Below are 16,473 nucleotides of genomic sequence, written 5' to 3'. Positions count from 1 at the left end.
GTTCCGTGGACGTCATCGTGACGGCCCGAAATAGTATACCCGCACCGAGGATATAGTTGCGCCGGGCGATGCATTGAGCCAAATTCAGTTTCGAGGGGCTGATTTCGTGCTTGTCGGAGGTCTACTCCCGTTTCAAGGGGCTGGTCAACTGCCAGATCGCGGATAGAAATGGCATTACTCCAACGTCATTCCGTTGTTTTTGACCAGTAGCTACTTTGGCATCAGCCCCTCGAAATGGAGATAGATGTTCCGCAAAGTCAAAATCAGCCCCTCGAAACGGAGATGGGCACTTTGCAGCGTCTACTTCACCTTCTGAATGCGCAGCACGAACACGGCGGCGCACACGGCCATGATGATGGAGATGGCGAATGCAGGCGTAAAGCTCCGGTCGCGGTCTTTACCGTCGAGGTGATGGTGGGGCCCACCGCCTGGCCGAGCGTGGTGGCCAGGTTGAGGATGCCGAGGTCCTTACCGGCCTCTTCCTTGTTCGGCAGCACGTCGACGTTGAGCGCTTGGTCGATGGCTGAGTACACGCCGTAGCCGAAGCCGGCGATGCCCGCATACAGGTACATGCCCGTGACGCTCGGCATGATCCACGGCATCGCGGTGCCAATCGCGAACAGCAGCGAGGCGATGATGACTAGTACCTTGCGCGCGTGTGCATCTTGTCGGAGATCGGGCCGGAGATCAGCGAAGCGCTCAGGGAAACGACCATGGTGATGATGGACATGGTGGCGATGGTGCCGGCAGCCTCGGTCTTGGTCTGGTGCACGTAATCCTCGACGATGTAGAGTTGGTACACGGAGATCATCTGGTAGCTGAGCAACATGCACACTCGGCAGCCGAACGCCTTGTAGAAGTCACGCGAGGTGGAGAACTTCGGGAAGTGGAAGGAGACAGCGAGATCCTTGAGCGTCATCTTGGTGCGTTCCATGTCCTTTGAGGATTCCTCGCGAGGCCAGATGGCAAGCGCCACGAATCCGAAAGCCAGCATGATCACGGCGCCGATGATGAAGCCGGCTTGCGCATTGTTGATCATGCGAGAGCCTATCATGGTGCCGATGGGCTGGCCGGCGACCATGCCGCCGCCATAGAAAGAGGAGACGGTGCCTCACGATTCGCCGCACCCATCAGCCGCATTCGTGCCGGCCTACAGATACATGACCATACGCAGATTGCAGCCAGCTGGTGCAAGGCGGGAATGTGAAGTCATTGTGCGCTTGCTTCGCGAAGCCGCGCAATGCCGGATTCAAAGCAGCTGCTCATCATTGCTATGGATGCGGGACTGAATGGTCACTTCTCTTGGACCGCCGGTCTCACTGGGAGCTAGCGCGTCACCGTCGTTGTTCCAGAAGCGCAATGCGCCTTGTCGGGTCTCATCGTTGACGGATAGCAAGAGATCTCCCTCAAATAGTGTGCGTGCTGTGCGATGCTCCGAACGAGCATCTTGATGTTCTGCACGAAGCATGAGGTTCCTGCCCCAACGATCCGGCATGCAGTCTTGAAAGATGCGATGCATCGCATTATGCTCGGCCGGGAACGTTCCGGGGGAGGGGGCATCTCTGGACAGAGGGATACTGCGTTTGAAGAGCGCATATAGGCCGTATCGTATGTGAAATTTGCCGATTCGATGCCGCGCCTGATACTGGTGAATAATTTCCCGACGGTGACGTCTGTGCCGTTGAACTGCAGGGTGACGATTGCTTCCATGATGTGTTGCGCCTCCTGCTGTACTATCGAATACGTTTCGGAGTGTCTTCGTCGGCGCGTAATTTGCCGATATCTGTGTTAAGAGGGTCCGTCGCTTGCTGTACGCCGTCCAGCAGTCCAAGCAGACGAGCAATGCGGAGGAAGTTCTCAAAGCTGCCATTACCCGTACGCAGCATTTTGGTGACCGTTGGCATGGATAATCCAGCCCGCTCGGCCAGCAAGGCTACGGGAATGCGCTGTTGTCTGCGCGCCAAATCGAGGTTGGCGGATATATGACGCATCGCCCGACTGACCGGGATTGGTGTGCGTGTCGGCATATTGGCACCTCCTATCCCAAATTTAAACATAAATTTGTATGGACTAGCCTTATGCGGAGGTTACGCCAATATACGACAAGAACGAACCAACGTCAGCCCGGAATCTTTTCGACGATGGTGTTCAAGGTGTCGAAAGTCTCATCGATTTGGTCCACTACCTGCTTGCCCTGGTTGACCATTTCGGTGATCTGTTCCGTGCGGGGTTGCGGCAGCGCATAAATCGACGTCTTGACGCGCTTCAAGACCGCACCGGCGTCGGACAGGTCCTGCTTGATGGAAGCGATTTTGGGAATGGAAAGCGTGCCGTCGGAGAAGTTCATGCCGGACAGCAGCTCTTCGATATTGAAGTCCACCAACGTGCCCTGCGCGGCACTGTCGATTTTGGGCAGGGCGTTGGTCGCGGCGTCGGCGGCCGCGCCCAGCATGCCGCGCACCGCTTTCACGTCCGAACCGTAATATGGCACGTATTCGGCGGCCTGCCATAGCGCGCCCTGGGTTTCGTCGTGCGCCGTGACGATGTGACTGCCAGCGCTGTCCATCTGCTCAAGCGCCTGCTTGAAGTCGCCCTGCCCGACGGATTGCTGTGCTTCAGCCGCATATTCGCCCGCCTGCTGCGCCTCGCCGATCACCCGTTGTACCGACTGCCAGAATAGCCAGCCGGAAACGCCCACCGCCAGCAGAATAGCGACCAGTATTGCAATAACAACAGTGCCGATATGTTTGCGCTTAGCCATAGGACCAATGTACCTGCCACTCTGACCAGTATTATTTACGGATTAGCATCGTGGCCTGGGCCTCATTCTGGCTCATCGGTATGTTATTGGCGATGCGTAGCGGTGGTTATGCAAGTGTCTTTTGATTGATATCGGCGCATGACAGGTGAATAACGTGTAGCGGGAAAGCACGTCTATGGTCATATTGGCGTTCTCGGCACAGCAATAACCGCGGTATTTTTTAAGGTTTGCCAATTCTTCCATCTGGTATGTGCCGAACATGGTGCTGTCATGCGATTGCTTGACGGCATATTGCCTGGCTTGAACGATACATCCCATTATCGCTTGCGGTTGACGTTGCGTAAACGTCTATCCTGACGGCAACGCCGCGAAACACGCACGGCGGGTAGAGGATAATCGGCTTCAAGGGGGATGATCGATCATGAACGAGAACGACAACACGGCGAACGCCGTCAACGGTTCCGGCGCGTTCGATGTGGAGGGCAATCCGCTGGATACGGGCCGGTTGTGGCCCATTGATCAGGCGGCATTGATCAGCGGCGTGACGACGCGCACGTTGCGCTACTGCGACGAGACCGGTCTGGTCAAGACCGCCCGCACCCGGGCGGCACAGAATCAAACCGCGACCGTGATGAACGCCATGCCGCTGTCCGGCTCGTTCGGGGCCATTCGCTCCGCGCTGGTCGGCGATCCGCGTTTCGCCGACCCGTGTGGTGAGGCGCTCTACGGCAGCAAGGCATGCGCCGACTTCGTCAACGAAGCCAAGAACATCCACGCACGGCAAATCGCCGAACGGTTCGCGGCGGAACAGGATGTACGGAATCAGCCGAAATGACAGGGCGTCCGGCTCCGATTGCGCGACGAACCCTGCGACCACGTCACCGGCTTAATCATCCAAGCTGCGCGAAGCGGCGCAAAAGATGATGAGTCGGCATAAGCGGCGTAGGGTTCAGTCTGCGTGTTTTGCACAGTGAGTTACAGGTCCTGAACGTTCATACGGGCCAGCTCGGCGCGACGATTGATCTTGTCACGCTGATACAAGTAGATGCCGGCCAGCACGATGGTGGATACGTTGTTGGACAGGAACGCGATGAATGCGGAAAGCACGACGTTCCACATGTTGCCATACGCACCGATGTCCGCCCTGGCGAAGACGGTAATCGCCGCCACAAGCGACAGCAGCAATGTGATGGCGGGCAATACCAGACCGGGCCACTTGCTGTCCATCTTCGAAAGCCTGATCTGCAATATGATGAAGCCGATGCAGATGGCGATGAGAAACACGAAAAACACTACGGCAAATCTTGTGGCGCCAATCATGATTACTCTCCTTGCTTGAGCTGCTTGCGATATTCGCTGATGAGGATTTTGGCGGTGTCGAAGTCGAGCTTGTCGTCGACCGCGAGCCGTTTGATGAGCGCGATATACGGCTCGTTCTCGATCTGCTCGCCCAACTTGATTTTCTGGATGAGCCGGTCGAGCCGAAGCCGAACGGTGGGGTAGGAGACGTCGTACTGCGCGGCGACCTCCTTCATGGAGCCTGATGCGAGCAGAAACCGTTTGATGAACGTCATATCCTCGTCATCGAGGTTCGACATCCACGGCGGGATCATCGTCGTATCCATACCTGCCTCCTTCAATTCACGGCGGGTTTAATAAAATTAAGTATACCATAAATAATATTAAAATCAAATAGATATCTGTTTAAAGTTTTTCGTAGATTAGTTTGAGGTCGTGATGTAAGAATGCGTACGCGGACGCGAAGGACCGGCACATGTCGGCACGCATGTAGAAGCATCGGTCAATCGGATATGCATCGACAGCACCCTAAGGCATTGACGGATAGCCGATTCCTGTCATGCGATCGCTTGACAGCATGTTGTCTGATTGACTCTTTGAGTGCCATAATTGAGATGGCATGCGTACGCGTCGGACTTTATGGAATGCGGGGACGATATGGTTGCGGACGATGAGGTGCGGGCCTCCCATGGTGGGCGTCGGAATCAAGGTCTGCTGTGGTTTTTCGGCGCTTCCGCCACATTGGGCGTGGCCGCCGTCACGGCCATCACGTGCGCCGTCATCCGGTACGGCTGGAATGACGGGGAGTTCTGGAAGCTGGTGGTGCCGGCGGCCGTGGCGTTGGTGGCGGCCATCGTGTGGGCGGCGCTCGGCTTCATGCGTCGCGCCGGGCGGACGCCTGACGTTCCGGCCGACGCGAACGATACCAGCCCGGCCGAATCCAGGTTCGATTCGGCGGCCGCCCAGATTCTGGCGATCGTCGCCATCAACGTGTGGGGCGTCATGTTCATCGTCTTCGATACGTTCCAGATTGACCCGTGGCGGTACGTGACATGGGTCGTGCCCGTGATGTTCCTGCTTTATCTGGCGGTCTTGGGCATCGGCAGGGCTTGTTTCCGCAAACGACAGAAGGATATTCGCTTCCCGGAGGAACCAAGTATGACGAGCAGCCGTCCATCATACTTGGCATAGGCGGGCAGTTGGACGATGCCGGGCAGGTCCTCGTTGTCGCTGGTCTGGTTGAGGGCATATTGGGTGCCGGTCATGGAACGCTACTGGAATCTGTCACCCTAGGGTGTCACTTTCCGTGTTTACCTCGACCTGCCATGCCCCTGGCGCGAAGGTTGAGAAAAACGGCGTCAACTTTCACGACAGGGGGCTACCTCATGACTTGGCAAAATGCCGGCACACCGATTCAGGCGCTCGGACTGGTGAAACGGACAGGGTTCGATGCTCGAACCGCCTCCCGACCCGCAAACACGCAGACTGTTCTCAATAATGTTTCGTTGGATATCGATGGAGCGGGCTTGACGGCGATCGTCGGTCCGTCCGGCGCAGGCAAGACCTCGCTGCTGTATGTGCTGTCCGGATTGGACAGGCCCGATTCCGGGCGGGTGACCATCGGCGGTACCGACGTCTACGCACTGAATGAGGAACGGCGTTCGCGGTTCATTCGCGGGCATATCGGTTTCGTGTTCCAGCAATACAATCTCGTGCCGTATCTGACGGTCGAGGAGAACGTGATGTTGCCGCTCTCGCTCGCCCATCGCAAGGCCGACTACGTGCAGGTCACGCAGCTGCTGTCCCGGTTCGGTCTTCGCCAGAGGGCGAAGACGACGGTAAGCGCCCTGTCCGGTGGCGAACAGCAGCGCGTCGCCCTGTGCCGTGCGCTGCTCATGCGTCCGGCGGTGGTGTTCGCCGACGAGCCGACCGGCGCGCTCGACACCGCGAACAGCGAGCTTGTGCTGCAGGTGCTGCGCGAGCTGGCGGATGCGGGCTCCAGCGTGGTCATGGTCACGCATGACACGGATGCCGCCGCTTTGGCCGACCACGTGATCTTCCTGCGCGACGGTCAGGTCACCCACATCGCTGGCAGACTCACCGCCGAGCAGATTGCCGATGGCATACGCCGCACTTTCGTACCGGCCGGGTCGCCGCCGTTGGTTGCGGCGGCGCGGTCTGTCGGCCCGATGATGGTGAACGCCCAGCCTATCCAATCCGTCCAACCGGGCCGACCGGTCCAGCGCGTGGCGTATCCGCAGCAGCGGAAGGAGGCTCATCGTGGCTAGGTATGTGCTGCGTGTGTTCCGCGACAATGTCACGGGATGGGTACCCACGATTCTGGTGGTCGCAGTGGTGACCACGCTGGTGGGCATATGCATGAACCAATTCGTGTGGACCTCGTCTCCGTCGTTCACATTGGCCGCGCGGCAGGCGGGTCTTGATCCGGCCGAGTTCGGCATGGTGTCGGTCACGATCTATGTGGTGGTGTCATTACTCGCGTTCTTCTCGTTGACGGTGGTCGGCTCGGCCACGGTCAACCGTATTCACAGCACGTTCGCGCAATGGCGGCTTATGGGCGCCAGCCCGAGTCAGGTGCTTGCCAGCATGTGGATGCTCGTGGGTGTGGCGAGCCTGTTCGGTTCCCTGATCGGCTCTCTGGCTGCAGTGCCGGCCAGCCTGCTGGCGGTTCCCGAGTTCAACGCCATGGCTGCGGAAAGCTTCGCCGATGGATTCGGCTCGTTCGCACCTCCTGCGTTCACGCCGTCGATGGCCGCGTGGCTCGGATCCCTGCTGTTGGGTGTGGCCACGTGCATGTTGGGCGCGTCCATCCCCTCGCTGCGCGCAGCGAAGATCCGTCCCATCGAGGTGATTCGCGGCACGGGAGCCATCGGGATACGGCACGGTTGGCGGTCTTGGGCGCACTGGGCACTTGGTTTGATTGTCATGGCGGCGGCGCTGGCATTGGCGTTCTCCGGCATGGGCACGCCACGGGCGCTCGCGTTCGGCCAGGAGGCGGGGCAGACATTCAACAGCGCGCTGTGGGCCGGCATCATCGCCTCGTTCGGCATGTACATCCTTGTCAGCATGCTGATTCCGATTCTGTTGGGCATCGGACGTGTCGTGTGTCGCCTGTGCGGGTCCGCGACCGGCGTGCTCGCCGCCCGTTCCGCCGAGGCGAAGGCCGCCAGCAACACGAACACGATTGCCCCGCTCGCCCTTGCCATGGGACTGTCGGTCACCCTGCTGACCTGCGCGCGATCCTATGGCCGGATACTCGCCTTGGGCGGCCATCCGAAGAGCCTGAACTACGCGGACTCGCTGCTGCTCATAACGATGCTGTGCATCGTGTCCCTGGCCACCAGCATGGCGGTCATCGCCCTGTCGAACCGCAGCATGGTCGCCGACCAGGCATTGCTGCGCAGCATCGGCCTGTCCCCACGTCGTGTGATCCGCATGTATCTCTGGCAGAGCCTGCAGCTGGCCGCCGGCGCGGTCATTCTCTCGCTCATCCCGGTCGCCGTCAGCGCAAGCGTTTTCGCCGCAAGATCCGCGGCGCTCGTCGGCATCCCCGTGGCCGAAATCCCATGGCCGGGCGTAATCGGCATGGGCACGGCCTGCTGGCTGGCATTGTTCCTCATCCAGTTCACGCAGATTCGCCCCGCGCTACACCGCAGCGTGGCCGACACGATACGCACATGCTGACATGCACGCAACATCATACAAAAAGAGCCACAATGGGAGCCATGAAACCGCAATCCGCGCAGGCCAATAAGGTCACGGTCCTGGCCGTGCCACTGGTCATCGCCGTGGTCGAATGTGCAGCGATGCTGTGGGAGCATGCGATCGGAGCGCCGGCCGACACCATGTATACGTTTGCCAAAGATCCGCTGGGATTGGCTCTGCTGCTGGCGATGACCATAGCCAGCAGTGCGATACTGCTTGTCCGTTACTGGCTGCCAGCCGTTGCCTTGGCGCTTGAAGCGGTATTGTTAATAGTTGCCTCGTACTGGCGGTTGGACTCAATCGTGATGATTCAGACGCTCGTCGCCTGCTATGCGTTCGCCCGGACAGCGAGGGGGCGCGGGCTGTGCGTTGGAGGCATCGGCATGATGCTGTCGATGACCGCGTCGGCCATCATGGTGCATCCGGACGTTCTCGCGACCGAATGGGTGAGTCGAGTGGTAACGTTGGCAGCCGTGGGAGGCGGCGCGCTTGCAGTACGTGGCAGGCAACAGGCCAAGGAAGCCGAACACAAAGCTGCCGAGGAATGCCGGCGGGCAGCCGAGCTGGCCTTCCAACGCGATGCCGCAATACGCCGTTCGCGCATAGCCGGTCAACTGCACGACAGTGTGGGCCAGGATCTGACCGTAATCATCGCACTGTCTGAGGGTCTGGCCGGCAAAACCGATGACCCACGCGTGGAGGATGCGCTGCACGGCATCAACGAAATCGCACGAGAGAGTCTGGGCGACACGCGCAAAGCCGTCCGCGCACTGACCGAGTTCGATGGAGCGGCGAACGGTGACGATACGCACACCCAAGAATCAGACCAGCATTCATGGGATGACATTCGGCCGATTCTCGCGCACGCACGCCGGCTGGGCATCGTCACGGTGTTCACCGAGACTGGTACGCGCGCCGATGACGAAGCTCAGGCTGATTTGTGTTTCGATGTGACTCGCGAAGCCATCACCAACGCCATACGTCACGGACAGAACGTGGTGCATATCAGCATCGCCTGGAACCACAGCGAGAACGGCACCGTCGCCGTGATTATCCGCAATGACGGCAGTCCCGCGCGCAAGGACGCGCGCAAGGATGACGGTACTGGGCTCGTCCGTCTATTCCACCGCGTCGAATCGGCAAGCGGCATCTTCGAATACGGTCCAAACGAAGACGGCGAATGGGTCGTCGAGGCGACCATCCCGTCCAACGGAGTGAACGAAAAGGACCACACCGCATGATTCGTATAATGCTCGTAGACGACCAGCGTTTCGCGCGACTTGGCTTCCAACTCATGCTTGACGATGCTTCCGACATCGTCGTCACTGCCCAGTCCGCTGACGGCCGATCCGCCATCGAGACGCTCGAACAGCTCGCCGTTCAGCATCGTCCATTGCCGAATGTAATCCTCATGGATGTGCGGATGCCCGGTATGGACGGCATCGAAGCCACTCGCCGCATCACCAGACGCTGGCCCACCATCAGCATTCTCATCCTTACCACGTACGACGAGGACGATTACGCCTTTGGTGGTCTCGACGCCGGAGCCAGCGGCTTCCTGCTCAAGGACGTCACCAAGCACAACCTCATCGACGCGGTTCACGCCATCGCCAACGGTGACGCAATACTCACCCCACGAATCACCAGACAAGTGCTTGAACGAGGCGTTCCGCATCCCACCAGCAGCCAGCGCCAGCAAGAAATACGCAAAGCTTTCGACGCACTCACCCCTCGCCAGCGTGAAATCTGCGCACTCATCTCCGAAGGGCTCATCAACGAGGAAATCGCCAATCAACTCACCGTCGAACCTGCCTCCGTCAAACGTGCCGTGACCCGTATCCTCGCAACTTTGGGCCTGCGCAATCGCACTCAAATCGCCATCGGCTGGTTCAAAGCAGGCATGTAGACCTGCTATTTGCTCAGCAGCTCATTCAAGCGGATTGTTGTTACGAATGCGACTACCGCACGCCCCCCCCCAAGACGGATTCCATGTTCGACACCCCATTCGGCAAGGTGGGCTTGGCGGATTTTAGTGGTGGTTGCAACACCTGTGTGTTTTGCCGCTCTTGATGGCGGTCTTGGATTGGTGCAATCGTATCATGCTGTGTTGATGAGTTCGAGTATTTTCTCGGATGGTTTCCTGTAGCCGAGTGTTTTGCGGGGCCGGTCGTTGAGTTCCTCGGCGACCGCGTCGAGGTAGTCCTCGGGGTATGCGCTCAGGTCGGTGCCCTTGGGGAAGTATTGGCGCAGGAGCCCGTTGGTGTTCTCGTTGGTGCCGCGCTGCCAGGGTGAATGCGGGTCGCGGAAATACACCTGCATGTCCAGCGTGGTCGAGATGCGTTTGTGCAGGGTGAGCTCGCTTCCCTGGTCCCAGGTCAGCGAGTTCCTCAGGAGCTTGGGCAGGTATTGCATTTTCCGGATGACGGCCTGCCGGACGTGTTTGGCGTCGTGCCCGTCGGGCAGGTGCAGGAGGATCGTGAACCGTGTCGAGCGTTCCACGAGCGTGCCGATCGCGCTTTTGTTGGCCGCGCTGCAGATCAGGTCGCCTTCCCAATGACCGGGTATCGCCCGGTCCTCGACTTCGGCGGGCCGCTCGCTGATCATGATCATGGGCTCGCGGAAACGGGCCTGCGCGAACCCGCCTGCCCGTGCGGCCGGCGTTGGGCGCGCCCGCTCCTCAGGGCCTTGATGACGTCCTTTTTCAGTTCGCCTTTGGCCTGGACGTAGATGGCCTGGTAGATCGTCTCCGCGCACACATGCATAGCATCATTATCCGGGAAATCGGCGCGCAGGCGCCCCGCGATCTGCTCGGGACTCCAATGCGCCCGCAATCCTGCACGAATGTATGCGAGCAGGCCGGGCACCGTATGGATCTTCGCGGGCTTGGGTCGTCTGGGCCGTCCGCGCTCATCTGCTGGGGCCGGTACGGCTCGTACATGCCGGTCGCGGGATTCGTGTTGCGCACCAGCTCGCGGCTGGCGGTCGACACGAGACGATTGAGCGTGCGCGCGATCCCGCGCACGCTCATGCCGGCCTTCCGCCAGTCGGCGATGCTGATGCGCTCGTCCTGGCTCAGATACCTCGAACTGATCTTTTGGGGAATGTCCACGGTGGAACGATACCAGTCCACCGATGGCTTCTCGTTCCTGCCGTTCGATCGTGTCCTTCCGTTGCGCCACACCTTGCCGGTGCGTTTGGACACGCCCACCGCCCGCGCGGCCTGCGTGAAGTTCATGCCCGCCTCCAGCAGCTCGGCGTAGCGGCGCCGCCGCGCCGCGCACATCTCGCCACGCGTCGCGTACTCCACGCCCTCGAACACCCACCTGTCCACCTGGCCCTCCCATCAGTCAGCCAGGCGTTGCGACGATCACTGGAACCCGCCCTTCGCCATTTTTTTTGGGGGGGGGGAGAGAGACCGGTGGCGGCAAGTGTGCGATGGGAGTCGGATGCATCGTCCTTGCGGATGATGCGCAGGTTCATTCCTTTGCCCGATGGATAGTTTCGGCGAATCGAGGTAGCATGGAGCAACCGTCATGCGATTGCCTGACATGATGTTACGTTTGCGGCCGCTGAAGGGTAAAATGGCGGCGACATTGCAACGCGCTGGCTCTGGGCAAGGCATCCTGCCTTTGCCTTCAGGCCCGCCTTTCGTGAAGGGTGATTATGCCAGTTATATCGGCTACGAATCTCTCGATCGGGTACAAGGGTTCCCCAATCGTCAGCAACATTAACCTGCGGTTGAGCACGGGTAGGATCATCTGTCTGCTTGGGGCAAACGGCGCGGGCAAAACCACGTTGATGAAGACGCTACTCGGACGGATAAAGCCCGTGAGCGGAGAGGTCACGTACACAGGGACGAATATCAATGAGATGTCCGCGGCGATAGACCATCCCAGTTTCTTTCCTTACCTGAGTGGTAGAGAGAACGTCGAGGTGGTCTCCGCGTTCTGGGGTCTGGATGTGGACCCGGAGGCGGCGTTGGACGGTGTGGGCATCAATCGCGCGGTGTATGGGCGGAAGGCGAAGGACTACTCGACGGGCATGAAAGAGCGTCTGGAGCTGTGCCTCGCCCTTGTGCCGCATCCGAGGTTCCTGTTCCTCGACGAGCCGCAGAACGGTCTGGACCCCGATGGCATAGCCTCCTTGTCCGAAACGCTTCGCGCCTACCGGGACAAGGGGAACTGCGTCGTCATCTCCACGCATCTGCTTCATGAGATCCAGGGCGTCCCGGACGAGTGCATCATGATTCGTCACGGCCGGGCCGTGCAGGTCACGGATCTGACCGGGGTGAACCTCGCGGATCTGTATCAGGGGAGGTAGGGTCTTGAACGCCGTTTCCCCTGTTCGCGCGTTGGTCGCCTACTACTGGAACACGTGGTATTTCCTCGCCGCGGTGTTTGGGGCCGTCTCGTCCCTTCTGCTGGGTGCGTGGATCTCAAGCGCGGCGAACGGAACCCCGATAACCGGAGGGTATTGCGTCTATTTCACCGCCACCCAGCCGTTGATCTGTCTTTCGCTGCTCTTCGCATGCGATGCCAGGGTCGCGAAGGCGCACTACGGTGGCCTGCCGCGCCACGTGTATTCCGCGTGGACGCCATGCTCGCTCAGGGCCGTGTTCCGGGCCCTGATCCTGACCTCCGTGAACCTGATTGGCGTACTGTGCTTCGACGCCATCATGGTCCTGACGGGTACCGGAATGCACCCGCATCTGGCAGCTGTCCTGTGCTTCGTCGTGCTGCAGAGCCTTGCGACCTCCCTGATCTACTCGATCGTCGAGATCGCCGCCGATCCCAGAACCGCCGGAATCGTCTCGGCCATCCTTTGCTATGCATGGATTCTCCTGCCGGGCGACCTTCCCGACTATGCGACGCCCTACGTCGCGAACGCCCTACGGACCGTCGGGCTGAACCTGAACGGCACCGTGATGTCGCCGGCGGAAGCGGCGAGTCGAGCGTCCGTCGGCCCCGTGATGGTCGTCGTCCCGATCGTGGTGCTTTTGGTTGCCTATGTGCTGTTGAGCCGGTTCCGTCGCGAAGGAGTGGAGAGGAAATGAAGTCCCTATTGCGTATTGAGCGTGTGGCGGTGATCCGCTGGTCGACGCTCGCCTTCGTGGCCGTGCTGCTGTTTCCGTTGTTCTTTTTGCGTTACGGGAACACGGGTGCGGTGGTGCAGTCGGCGATGGTGATGGCGCTTCCCGTAACCGCGGCCGGTCTCGTCTTCTCCCATGCGAGGGTGCCCTCCTCGTACCGTTCCTTCAGCATCCACGACCGGCTCCTGCTTCGCTTCAGCGTGAAGTCGCTGTCGCTCGGCGTCGTGATCAACGTCTGCCTGACTTTGCTGTACGGGCTTGCCGTCGGGCTCGTCGTCAACGAGCCGCTTTCGTCGCGTACCATTCTGATGCTTGCGTTCACCGCCGTCGTCCTTTCCCTGGCATGCTTCGTTCTGCGGCTCTGGGTCAGTCCTCTCGTCGCCTGGAACGTCGTCGCCTTCTTCATCGTCGCCGGACTTACGGTGAGTTCCGGCATGTTCGAGGACGCGCCGATGCTGTACGCCGTCATACCAACCACATGGGTGTTGAACGGGGTGAAATTCGCCGGTTACGTGATTCCGGTCGGCGTCGCCATCGCCGCGATAAGCGCATGTCTGCTGTTCAAGGCGGTGAAACGTGTCTGACCGAAGCCGTATACGGGTGCACTGTTTCGGATCGTAATCGTCCGGCAGCCAGCTTTCTCACCGTATTCCGTTGCGGGAGTGAGCCTGCCGCTTTCCGCTGATCCCGCCATACAAAGTCGACTCCGCACGTCGCGAGTCTTCGCCGAACACTATCATTGGTGGCGCAGAGGTCGTGTGGGAATGGCCGTGACAGGGGAGGGGTATTGGGCAAGCTTCGGGCGCCGCGTTCGGCGCGTGGCCGTGTGATGGCGGCGGCCGGCATGGTGATGGTGGGGTCGTTGGGTATCCAGACGTCGTCGTCCCTGTCGGCGTCGTTGTTCGGCGCGTTGGGACCAATTCCGGTCAGTTCGATGCGCATGCTGGTCGCCGCGATCGTCATTCTCGCACTCACCCGCCCGAAACTGGCTGGCCGGTCGAAAGGCGAATGGCTGGGCATCGTAATCTACGGGCTTGCGATGGCGGCGATGAACGTCTGCCTGTACTCGGCCATCGACCGCATTCCGATGGGCGTGGCCGTCACCCTGGAATTCCTCGGACCCTGCGTGGTCGCCCTGGCCGGTTCGCATCACTGGCGCGAGGGCCTGTGCGCGGTGGTCGCGCTGGTGGGTGTGGGCTTGATCTCGTTTACGCCGGGCGGCTACTTCAATCCGGCCGGCTACCTGTTCGCGCTGGGCTCGGCCGTGTGCTTCGGCCTGTACACGCTCTTCGCCGACCGGGTCGGCAAGGCAGGCACCGGGCTCGACGGGCTCGCCCTGTCGGTCACGGTTGCGGCGCTGGCCACTTCGCCGGTATCCATCACTCGCGCGCCGCATGTGTCGGCCGCCCAGTGGGGCGTCATCGCAGCCTCGGCGGTGCTGGGAGTTGCGATTCCCTACACGATGGACACGTTGTCCGGGCGTATCACGTCGGCGCGCGTGGTCGGCACGCTGTTCTCCATCGACCCCGCCATGAGCGTGATTATCGCCGCGCTGATATTGCGACAGACCATCACCGCGGTGGCCGTGATCGGCGTCATCGTCGTCTCCCTCGCGGGTGCCCTGCTGGTGTGGTCATCCGGCGGCGATGCCGTAAACGGATGATTCTTGTCATACGATTGCTTGACAGCATGTTGTGAATGCTTGAGCCCCGCTCATACCATTCAAATATAATGGTTTTTCGCATGATTCGTTAGCGTTGACGGATCCCCCAATAAGGAGGTAATCATGTCAGATCCTCGCGTTGAAGGCGGAAGATTGTCGGTCGCGCCCGAGGCCGTATATACGGGTGCTCTGGTGATGTTCTTCAGCAATCTCGCTATGCCGGACACCGATCCGCAGGGCAGGCCCATAGTGCTGTGGTTCAACGGTATCATCGCCGTCTGCGCCCTGATCTGGGGATTGGCGGAGACGATGCGCGTCCGTAAGGAATACCCGTGGCGGTGGGCGCGCACGCTGTTCTACGACGTCCTGATTCTCGTCGGGCTGCTCATCCGTAATTTCGATTGGACCCGGCTCGTCGTGCTGGTCGCACTGGTGCTATACGCGATTGTTACGGAGAAAACGGCGGCGGAACCGCGCCGGTCCTGACTGCAAGACGATGATGAACCGTCAGCGTCACAGGATTCTCGCGGTATGCGCACGGTGGTCGACATCGACACGGCCGCCGGCAGCGGGCGCATGATTATTTCACGTCGCAGACGGTGAAGGCGAAGCTGGTGAGGGTGCCGGTGGATTTGCCGTCGGCGAGGAGCTGATTGATGTCGGGCAGGTCCTTGTTGTCGCTGGTCTGGTTGAGGGCGTATTGGGTGCCGTCGGGCGCGGTGAAGCGCATGACGGGATCGCCTTTGCTGTTGTGCGTGCAGCTGACGGTGCCGTGGTCGACGGTGAGGGGCCATGTGTGGCCGAGTTGGTCGGCGCTGATGTCCTGTGGGTTGCTGGTCGCGGTGATTTTCTTGCTGCCGTTGGTAGGGTAGTTTTCGGGGTGTTCGATGCCGTCCATGCAGGCGGTCAGTCCCAGGGCCATGATGGCGGCGAGGCCGGTGGCGGTGATGGTTTGGATGGCGTGTGTCGTGTTGGTCATGCTGGTTTCCTTTGTCGTGTTCGGTGGTGGTCGGGGTGCTTGTTCGTCTGCTGTCAATGCTGGTCGGGGTGTTCCTCGATGAGGACCATGTAGCCGTCCTCCAATGTGGGGTCCATGGGATGCGCGTCGGCGGGCGGGGTGTCGGTGATGACGCGGTAGCGTACGCCGCGTGCGGTGGTGACGGCGTTGGCGACGATCATGCCGGCCGGTGGCGGGGTGTTGGATGGCTGGGTGAGCCAGACACGGCCCGTGGCGTGTTCGGTGAGGTGTTCGGTCGGCCCGTCGTAGCGGATGCGGCCTTGGCGCAGGACGAACACGTATGGGCAGGTCTGGGCGATGTCGTCGAGGATGTGGGTGGACAGGATCACGGTGCGGTCGCCGCCGAGGCCGGCGAGCAGCGTGCGGAAACGCATGCGTTCCTCGGGGTCGAGTCCGGCGGTGGGTTCGTCCACGATGATGAGCCGGGGATCCGCCATGAGGGCCTGGGCGATGCCGACGCGGCGGCGCATGCCTCCGGAGAAGCCGCCGATGCGCCGGTCGGCCACGTCCGTGAGCCCGACCCGTTCGATGAGCTCGTGCGCCTGGCGCATGCGCTTTCGCGTGTCGTCGATGCCTTTGAGGACGCCCACGTAGTCGAGGAATTCGAGCGGGGTGAGCTGCGGGTAGGGTTCGATGTCCTGCGGCAGGTAGCCGAGCGTGCGTTTGAGCGCACGGCGGGTCCTCTCGTCCTTCAGATCGTGGCCGTCCATGAGTACCTGGCCCGATGTGGGGCGGATGATGCCGGCGAGGATGCGCATGAGCGTGGTCTTGCCTGCGCCGTTCGGCCCGATCAGACCGACCATGCCGTGCGGCAGGTCGCAGGTCACGTCGTCCAGCGCGCGGGGCTTCCTCAGGAAGTCCTTGGTCAGGTGGTTGATGGAGATGAACATGACGTCTTCTTTCCGTGTGATGTTTTT

At 60.6% G+C, this 16,473-nt stretch carries 21 protein-coding genes and 1 pseudogene; 12 read left to right on the top strand and 10 right to left on the bottom strand.

Annotation, left to right across the window (positions count from 1 at the left end):
* Positions 1-305 precede the first annotated feature (305 nt).
* The 5 genes from BBBR_RS10885 to BBBR_RS05235 all read right to left on the bottom strand — a co-directional run bounded on the left by BBBR_RS10885 (position 306) and on the right by BBBR_RS05235 (position 2,761).
* Positions 306-614 carry a transporter gene (locus tag BBBR_RS10885; protein WP_324291860.1) on the bottom strand — a complete coding sequence of 103 codons (309 nt, stop codon included), beginning with the start codon at positions 612-614 and terminating at the stop codon, positions 306-308.
* A 26-nt stretch (positions 615-640) separates the two neighbouring features.
* Positions 641-1,081 carry a hypothetical protein gene (locus BBBR_RS10880; protein WP_003829448.1) on the bottom strand — a complete coding sequence of 147 codons (441 nt, stop codon included), beginning with the start codon at positions 1,079-1,081 and terminating at the stop codon, positions 641-643.
* A 168-nt stretch (positions 1,082-1,249) separates the two neighbouring features.
* Complete coding sequence (locus BBBR_RS10875) at positions 1,250-1,396, bottom strand: hypothetical protein (RefSeq protein WP_007056267.1); 147 nt, start codon at positions 1,394-1,396, stop codon at positions 1,250-1,252.
* Between the two features lie 337 nt (positions 1,397-1,733).
* Positions 1,734-2,027, bottom strand: coding sequence for a hypothetical protein (locus tag BBBR_RS10870; protein WP_032738192.1), 294 nt, complete (start codon positions 2,025-2,027; stop codon positions 1,734-1,736).
* 92 nt (positions 2,028-2,119) lie between these two features.
* Positions 2,120-2,761 carry a YfgM family protein gene (locus BBBR_RS05235; protein ID WP_003829444.1) on the bottom strand — a complete coding sequence of 214 codons (642 nt, stop codon included), beginning with the start codon at positions 2,759-2,761 and terminating at the stop codon, positions 2,120-2,122.
* Between the two features lie 421 nt (positions 2,762-3,182).
* On the opposite strand from BBBR_RS05235, the gene BBBR_RS05230 reads away from it, so the two are divergent.
* Entirely contained in the window at positions 3,183-3,596 is a 414-nt protein-coding gene (locus BBBR_RS05230) for a MerR family DNA-binding transcriptional regulator (RefSeq protein ID WP_003829442.1), read from the top strand.
* A gap of 140 nt (positions 3,597-3,736) precedes the next feature.
* Here BBBR_RS05230 and BBBR_RS05225 read toward each other — a convergent pair whose 3' ends face one another.
* Together BBBR_RS05225 and BBBR_RS05220 are read right to left on the bottom strand one after the other, a co-directional pair.
* Positions 3,737-4,081: a hypothetical protein gene (locus BBBR_RS05225; protein ID WP_003829441.1), complete on the bottom strand. Its 345-nt coding sequence runs from the start codon at positions 4,079-4,081 to the stop codon at positions 3,737-3,739.
* A gap of 2 nt (positions 4,082-4,083) precedes the next feature.
* Positions 4,084-4,386 carry a DUF2089 family protein gene (locus BBBR_RS05220; RefSeq protein WP_003829440.1) on the bottom strand — a complete coding sequence of 101 codons (303 nt, stop codon included), beginning with the start codon at positions 4,384-4,386 and terminating at the stop codon, positions 4,084-4,086.
* A gap of 331 nt (positions 4,387-4,717) precedes the next feature.
* Between BBBR_RS05220 and BBBR_RS05215 the strand changes: the two genes are divergently transcribed.
* From BBBR_RS05215 to BBBR_RS05195, 5 genes are all read left to right on the top strand, one after another.
* Positions 4,718-5,251 (top strand): hypothetical protein, encoded by a 534-nt coding sequence (locus BBBR_RS05215; RefSeq protein ID WP_012577746.1) that lies wholly within the window; start codon positions 4,718-4,720, stop codon positions 5,249-5,251.
* A gap of 194 nt (positions 5,252-5,445) precedes the next feature.
* The gene (locus tag BBBR_RS05210; protein WP_012577745.1) at positions 5,446-6,348 is read left to right on the top strand and encodes an ABC transporter ATP-binding protein; all 903 of its coding nucleotides are present in this window, start codon (positions 5,446-5,448) and stop codon (positions 6,346-6,348) included.
* Complete coding sequence (locus BBBR_RS05205; protein WP_003829437.1) at positions 6,341-7,765, top strand: FtsX-like permease family protein; 1,425 nt, start codon at positions 6,341-6,343, stop codon at positions 7,763-7,765. Before BBBR_RS05210 ends, BBBR_RS05205 begins: the two co-directional genes overlap by 8 nt.
* Before the next feature lie 32 nt (positions 7,766-7,797).
* The gene (locus tag BBBR_RS05200) at positions 7,798-9,027 is read left to right on the top strand and encodes a sensor histidine kinase (protein ID WP_003829436.1); all 1,230 of its coding nucleotides are present in this window, start codon (positions 7,798-7,800) and stop codon (positions 9,025-9,027) included.
* The gene (locus tag BBBR_RS05195; protein WP_003829435.1) at positions 9,024-9,692 is read left to right on the top strand and encodes a response regulator transcription factor; all 669 of its coding nucleotides are present in this window, start codon (positions 9,024-9,026) and stop codon (positions 9,690-9,692) included. Before BBBR_RS05200 ends, BBBR_RS05195 begins: the two co-directional genes overlap by 4 nt.
* A gap of 191 nt (positions 9,693-9,883) precedes the next feature.
* Here the strand turns inward: BBBR_RS05195 and BBBR_RS05190 are convergent.
* A pseudogene (locus tag BBBR_RS05190) lies at positions 9,884-11,069 on the bottom strand (IS30 family transposase).
* A 250-nt stretch (positions 11,070-11,319) separates the two neighbouring features.
* Between BBBR_RS05190 and BBBR_RS10865 the strand changes: the two are divergent.
* The 6 genes from BBBR_RS10865 (at position 11,320) to BBBR_RS05165 (ending at position 15,024) form a co-directional block, all read left to right on the top strand.
* On the top strand, positions 11,320-11,517 hold the full coding sequence (locus tag BBBR_RS10865) for a hypothetical protein (RefSeq protein WP_162531455.1): 198 nt from the start codon (positions 11,320-11,322) through the stop codon (positions 11,515-11,517).
* Positions 11,450-12,106, top strand: coding sequence for an ABC transporter ATP-binding protein (locus BBBR_RS05185; protein ID WP_003829431.1), 657 nt, complete (start codon positions 11,450-11,452; stop codon positions 12,104-12,106). Before BBBR_RS10865 ends, BBBR_RS05185 begins: the two co-directional genes overlap by 68 nt.
* Positions 12,107-12,110: 4 nt before the next feature.
* Positions 12,111-12,839: a hypothetical protein gene (locus BBBR_RS05180; RefSeq protein WP_012577741.1), complete on the top strand. Its 729-nt coding sequence runs from the start codon at positions 12,111-12,113 to the stop codon at positions 12,837-12,839.
* A complete protein-coding gene (locus BBBR_RS05175; RefSeq protein WP_003829429.1) occupies positions 12,836-13,459 on the top strand; it encodes a hypothetical protein in 624 nt (207 codons plus the stop codon). The genes BBBR_RS05180 and BBBR_RS05175 overlap by 4 nt, the downstream gene beginning before the upstream one ends.
* 203 nt (positions 13,460-13,662) lie before the next feature.
* Positions 13,663-14,538, top strand: a complete 876-nt coding sequence (locus BBBR_RS05170) for an EamA family transporter (protein ID WP_014484916.1) — start codon at positions 13,663-13,665, stop codon at positions 14,536-14,538.
* A gap of 123 nt (positions 14,539-14,661) precedes the next feature.
* Positions 14,662-15,024, top strand: coding sequence for a hypothetical protein (locus tag BBBR_RS05165; RefSeq protein ID WP_003829427.1), 363 nt, complete (start codon positions 14,662-14,664; stop codon positions 15,022-15,024).
* 94 nt (positions 15,025-15,118) lie between these two features.
* Here BBBR_RS05165 and BBBR_RS05160 read toward each other — a convergent pair whose 3' ends face one another.
* On the bottom strand, positions 15,119-15,517 hold the full coding sequence (locus BBBR_RS05160; protein ID WP_003829426.1) for a superoxide dismutase: 399 nt from the start codon (positions 15,515-15,517) through the stop codon (positions 15,119-15,121).
* Positions 15,518-15,570: 53 nt separating this feature from the next.
* Positions 15,571-16,446, bottom strand: a complete 876-nt coding sequence (locus BBBR_RS05155) for an ABC transporter ATP-binding protein (protein ID WP_003829425.1) — start codon at positions 16,444-16,446, stop codon at positions 15,571-15,573.
* Positions 16,447-16,473 lie beyond the last annotated feature (27 nt).

The organism is Bifidobacterium breve DSM 20213 = JCM 1192 (assembly GCF_001025175.1).
Lineage (GTDB): Bacteria > Actinomycetota > Actinomycetes > Actinomycetales > Bifidobacteriaceae > Bifidobacterium > Bifidobacterium breve.
Note: the sequence above shows the minus strand (reverse complement) of the source record. Positions and strands in the feature narration are given on the sequence as shown.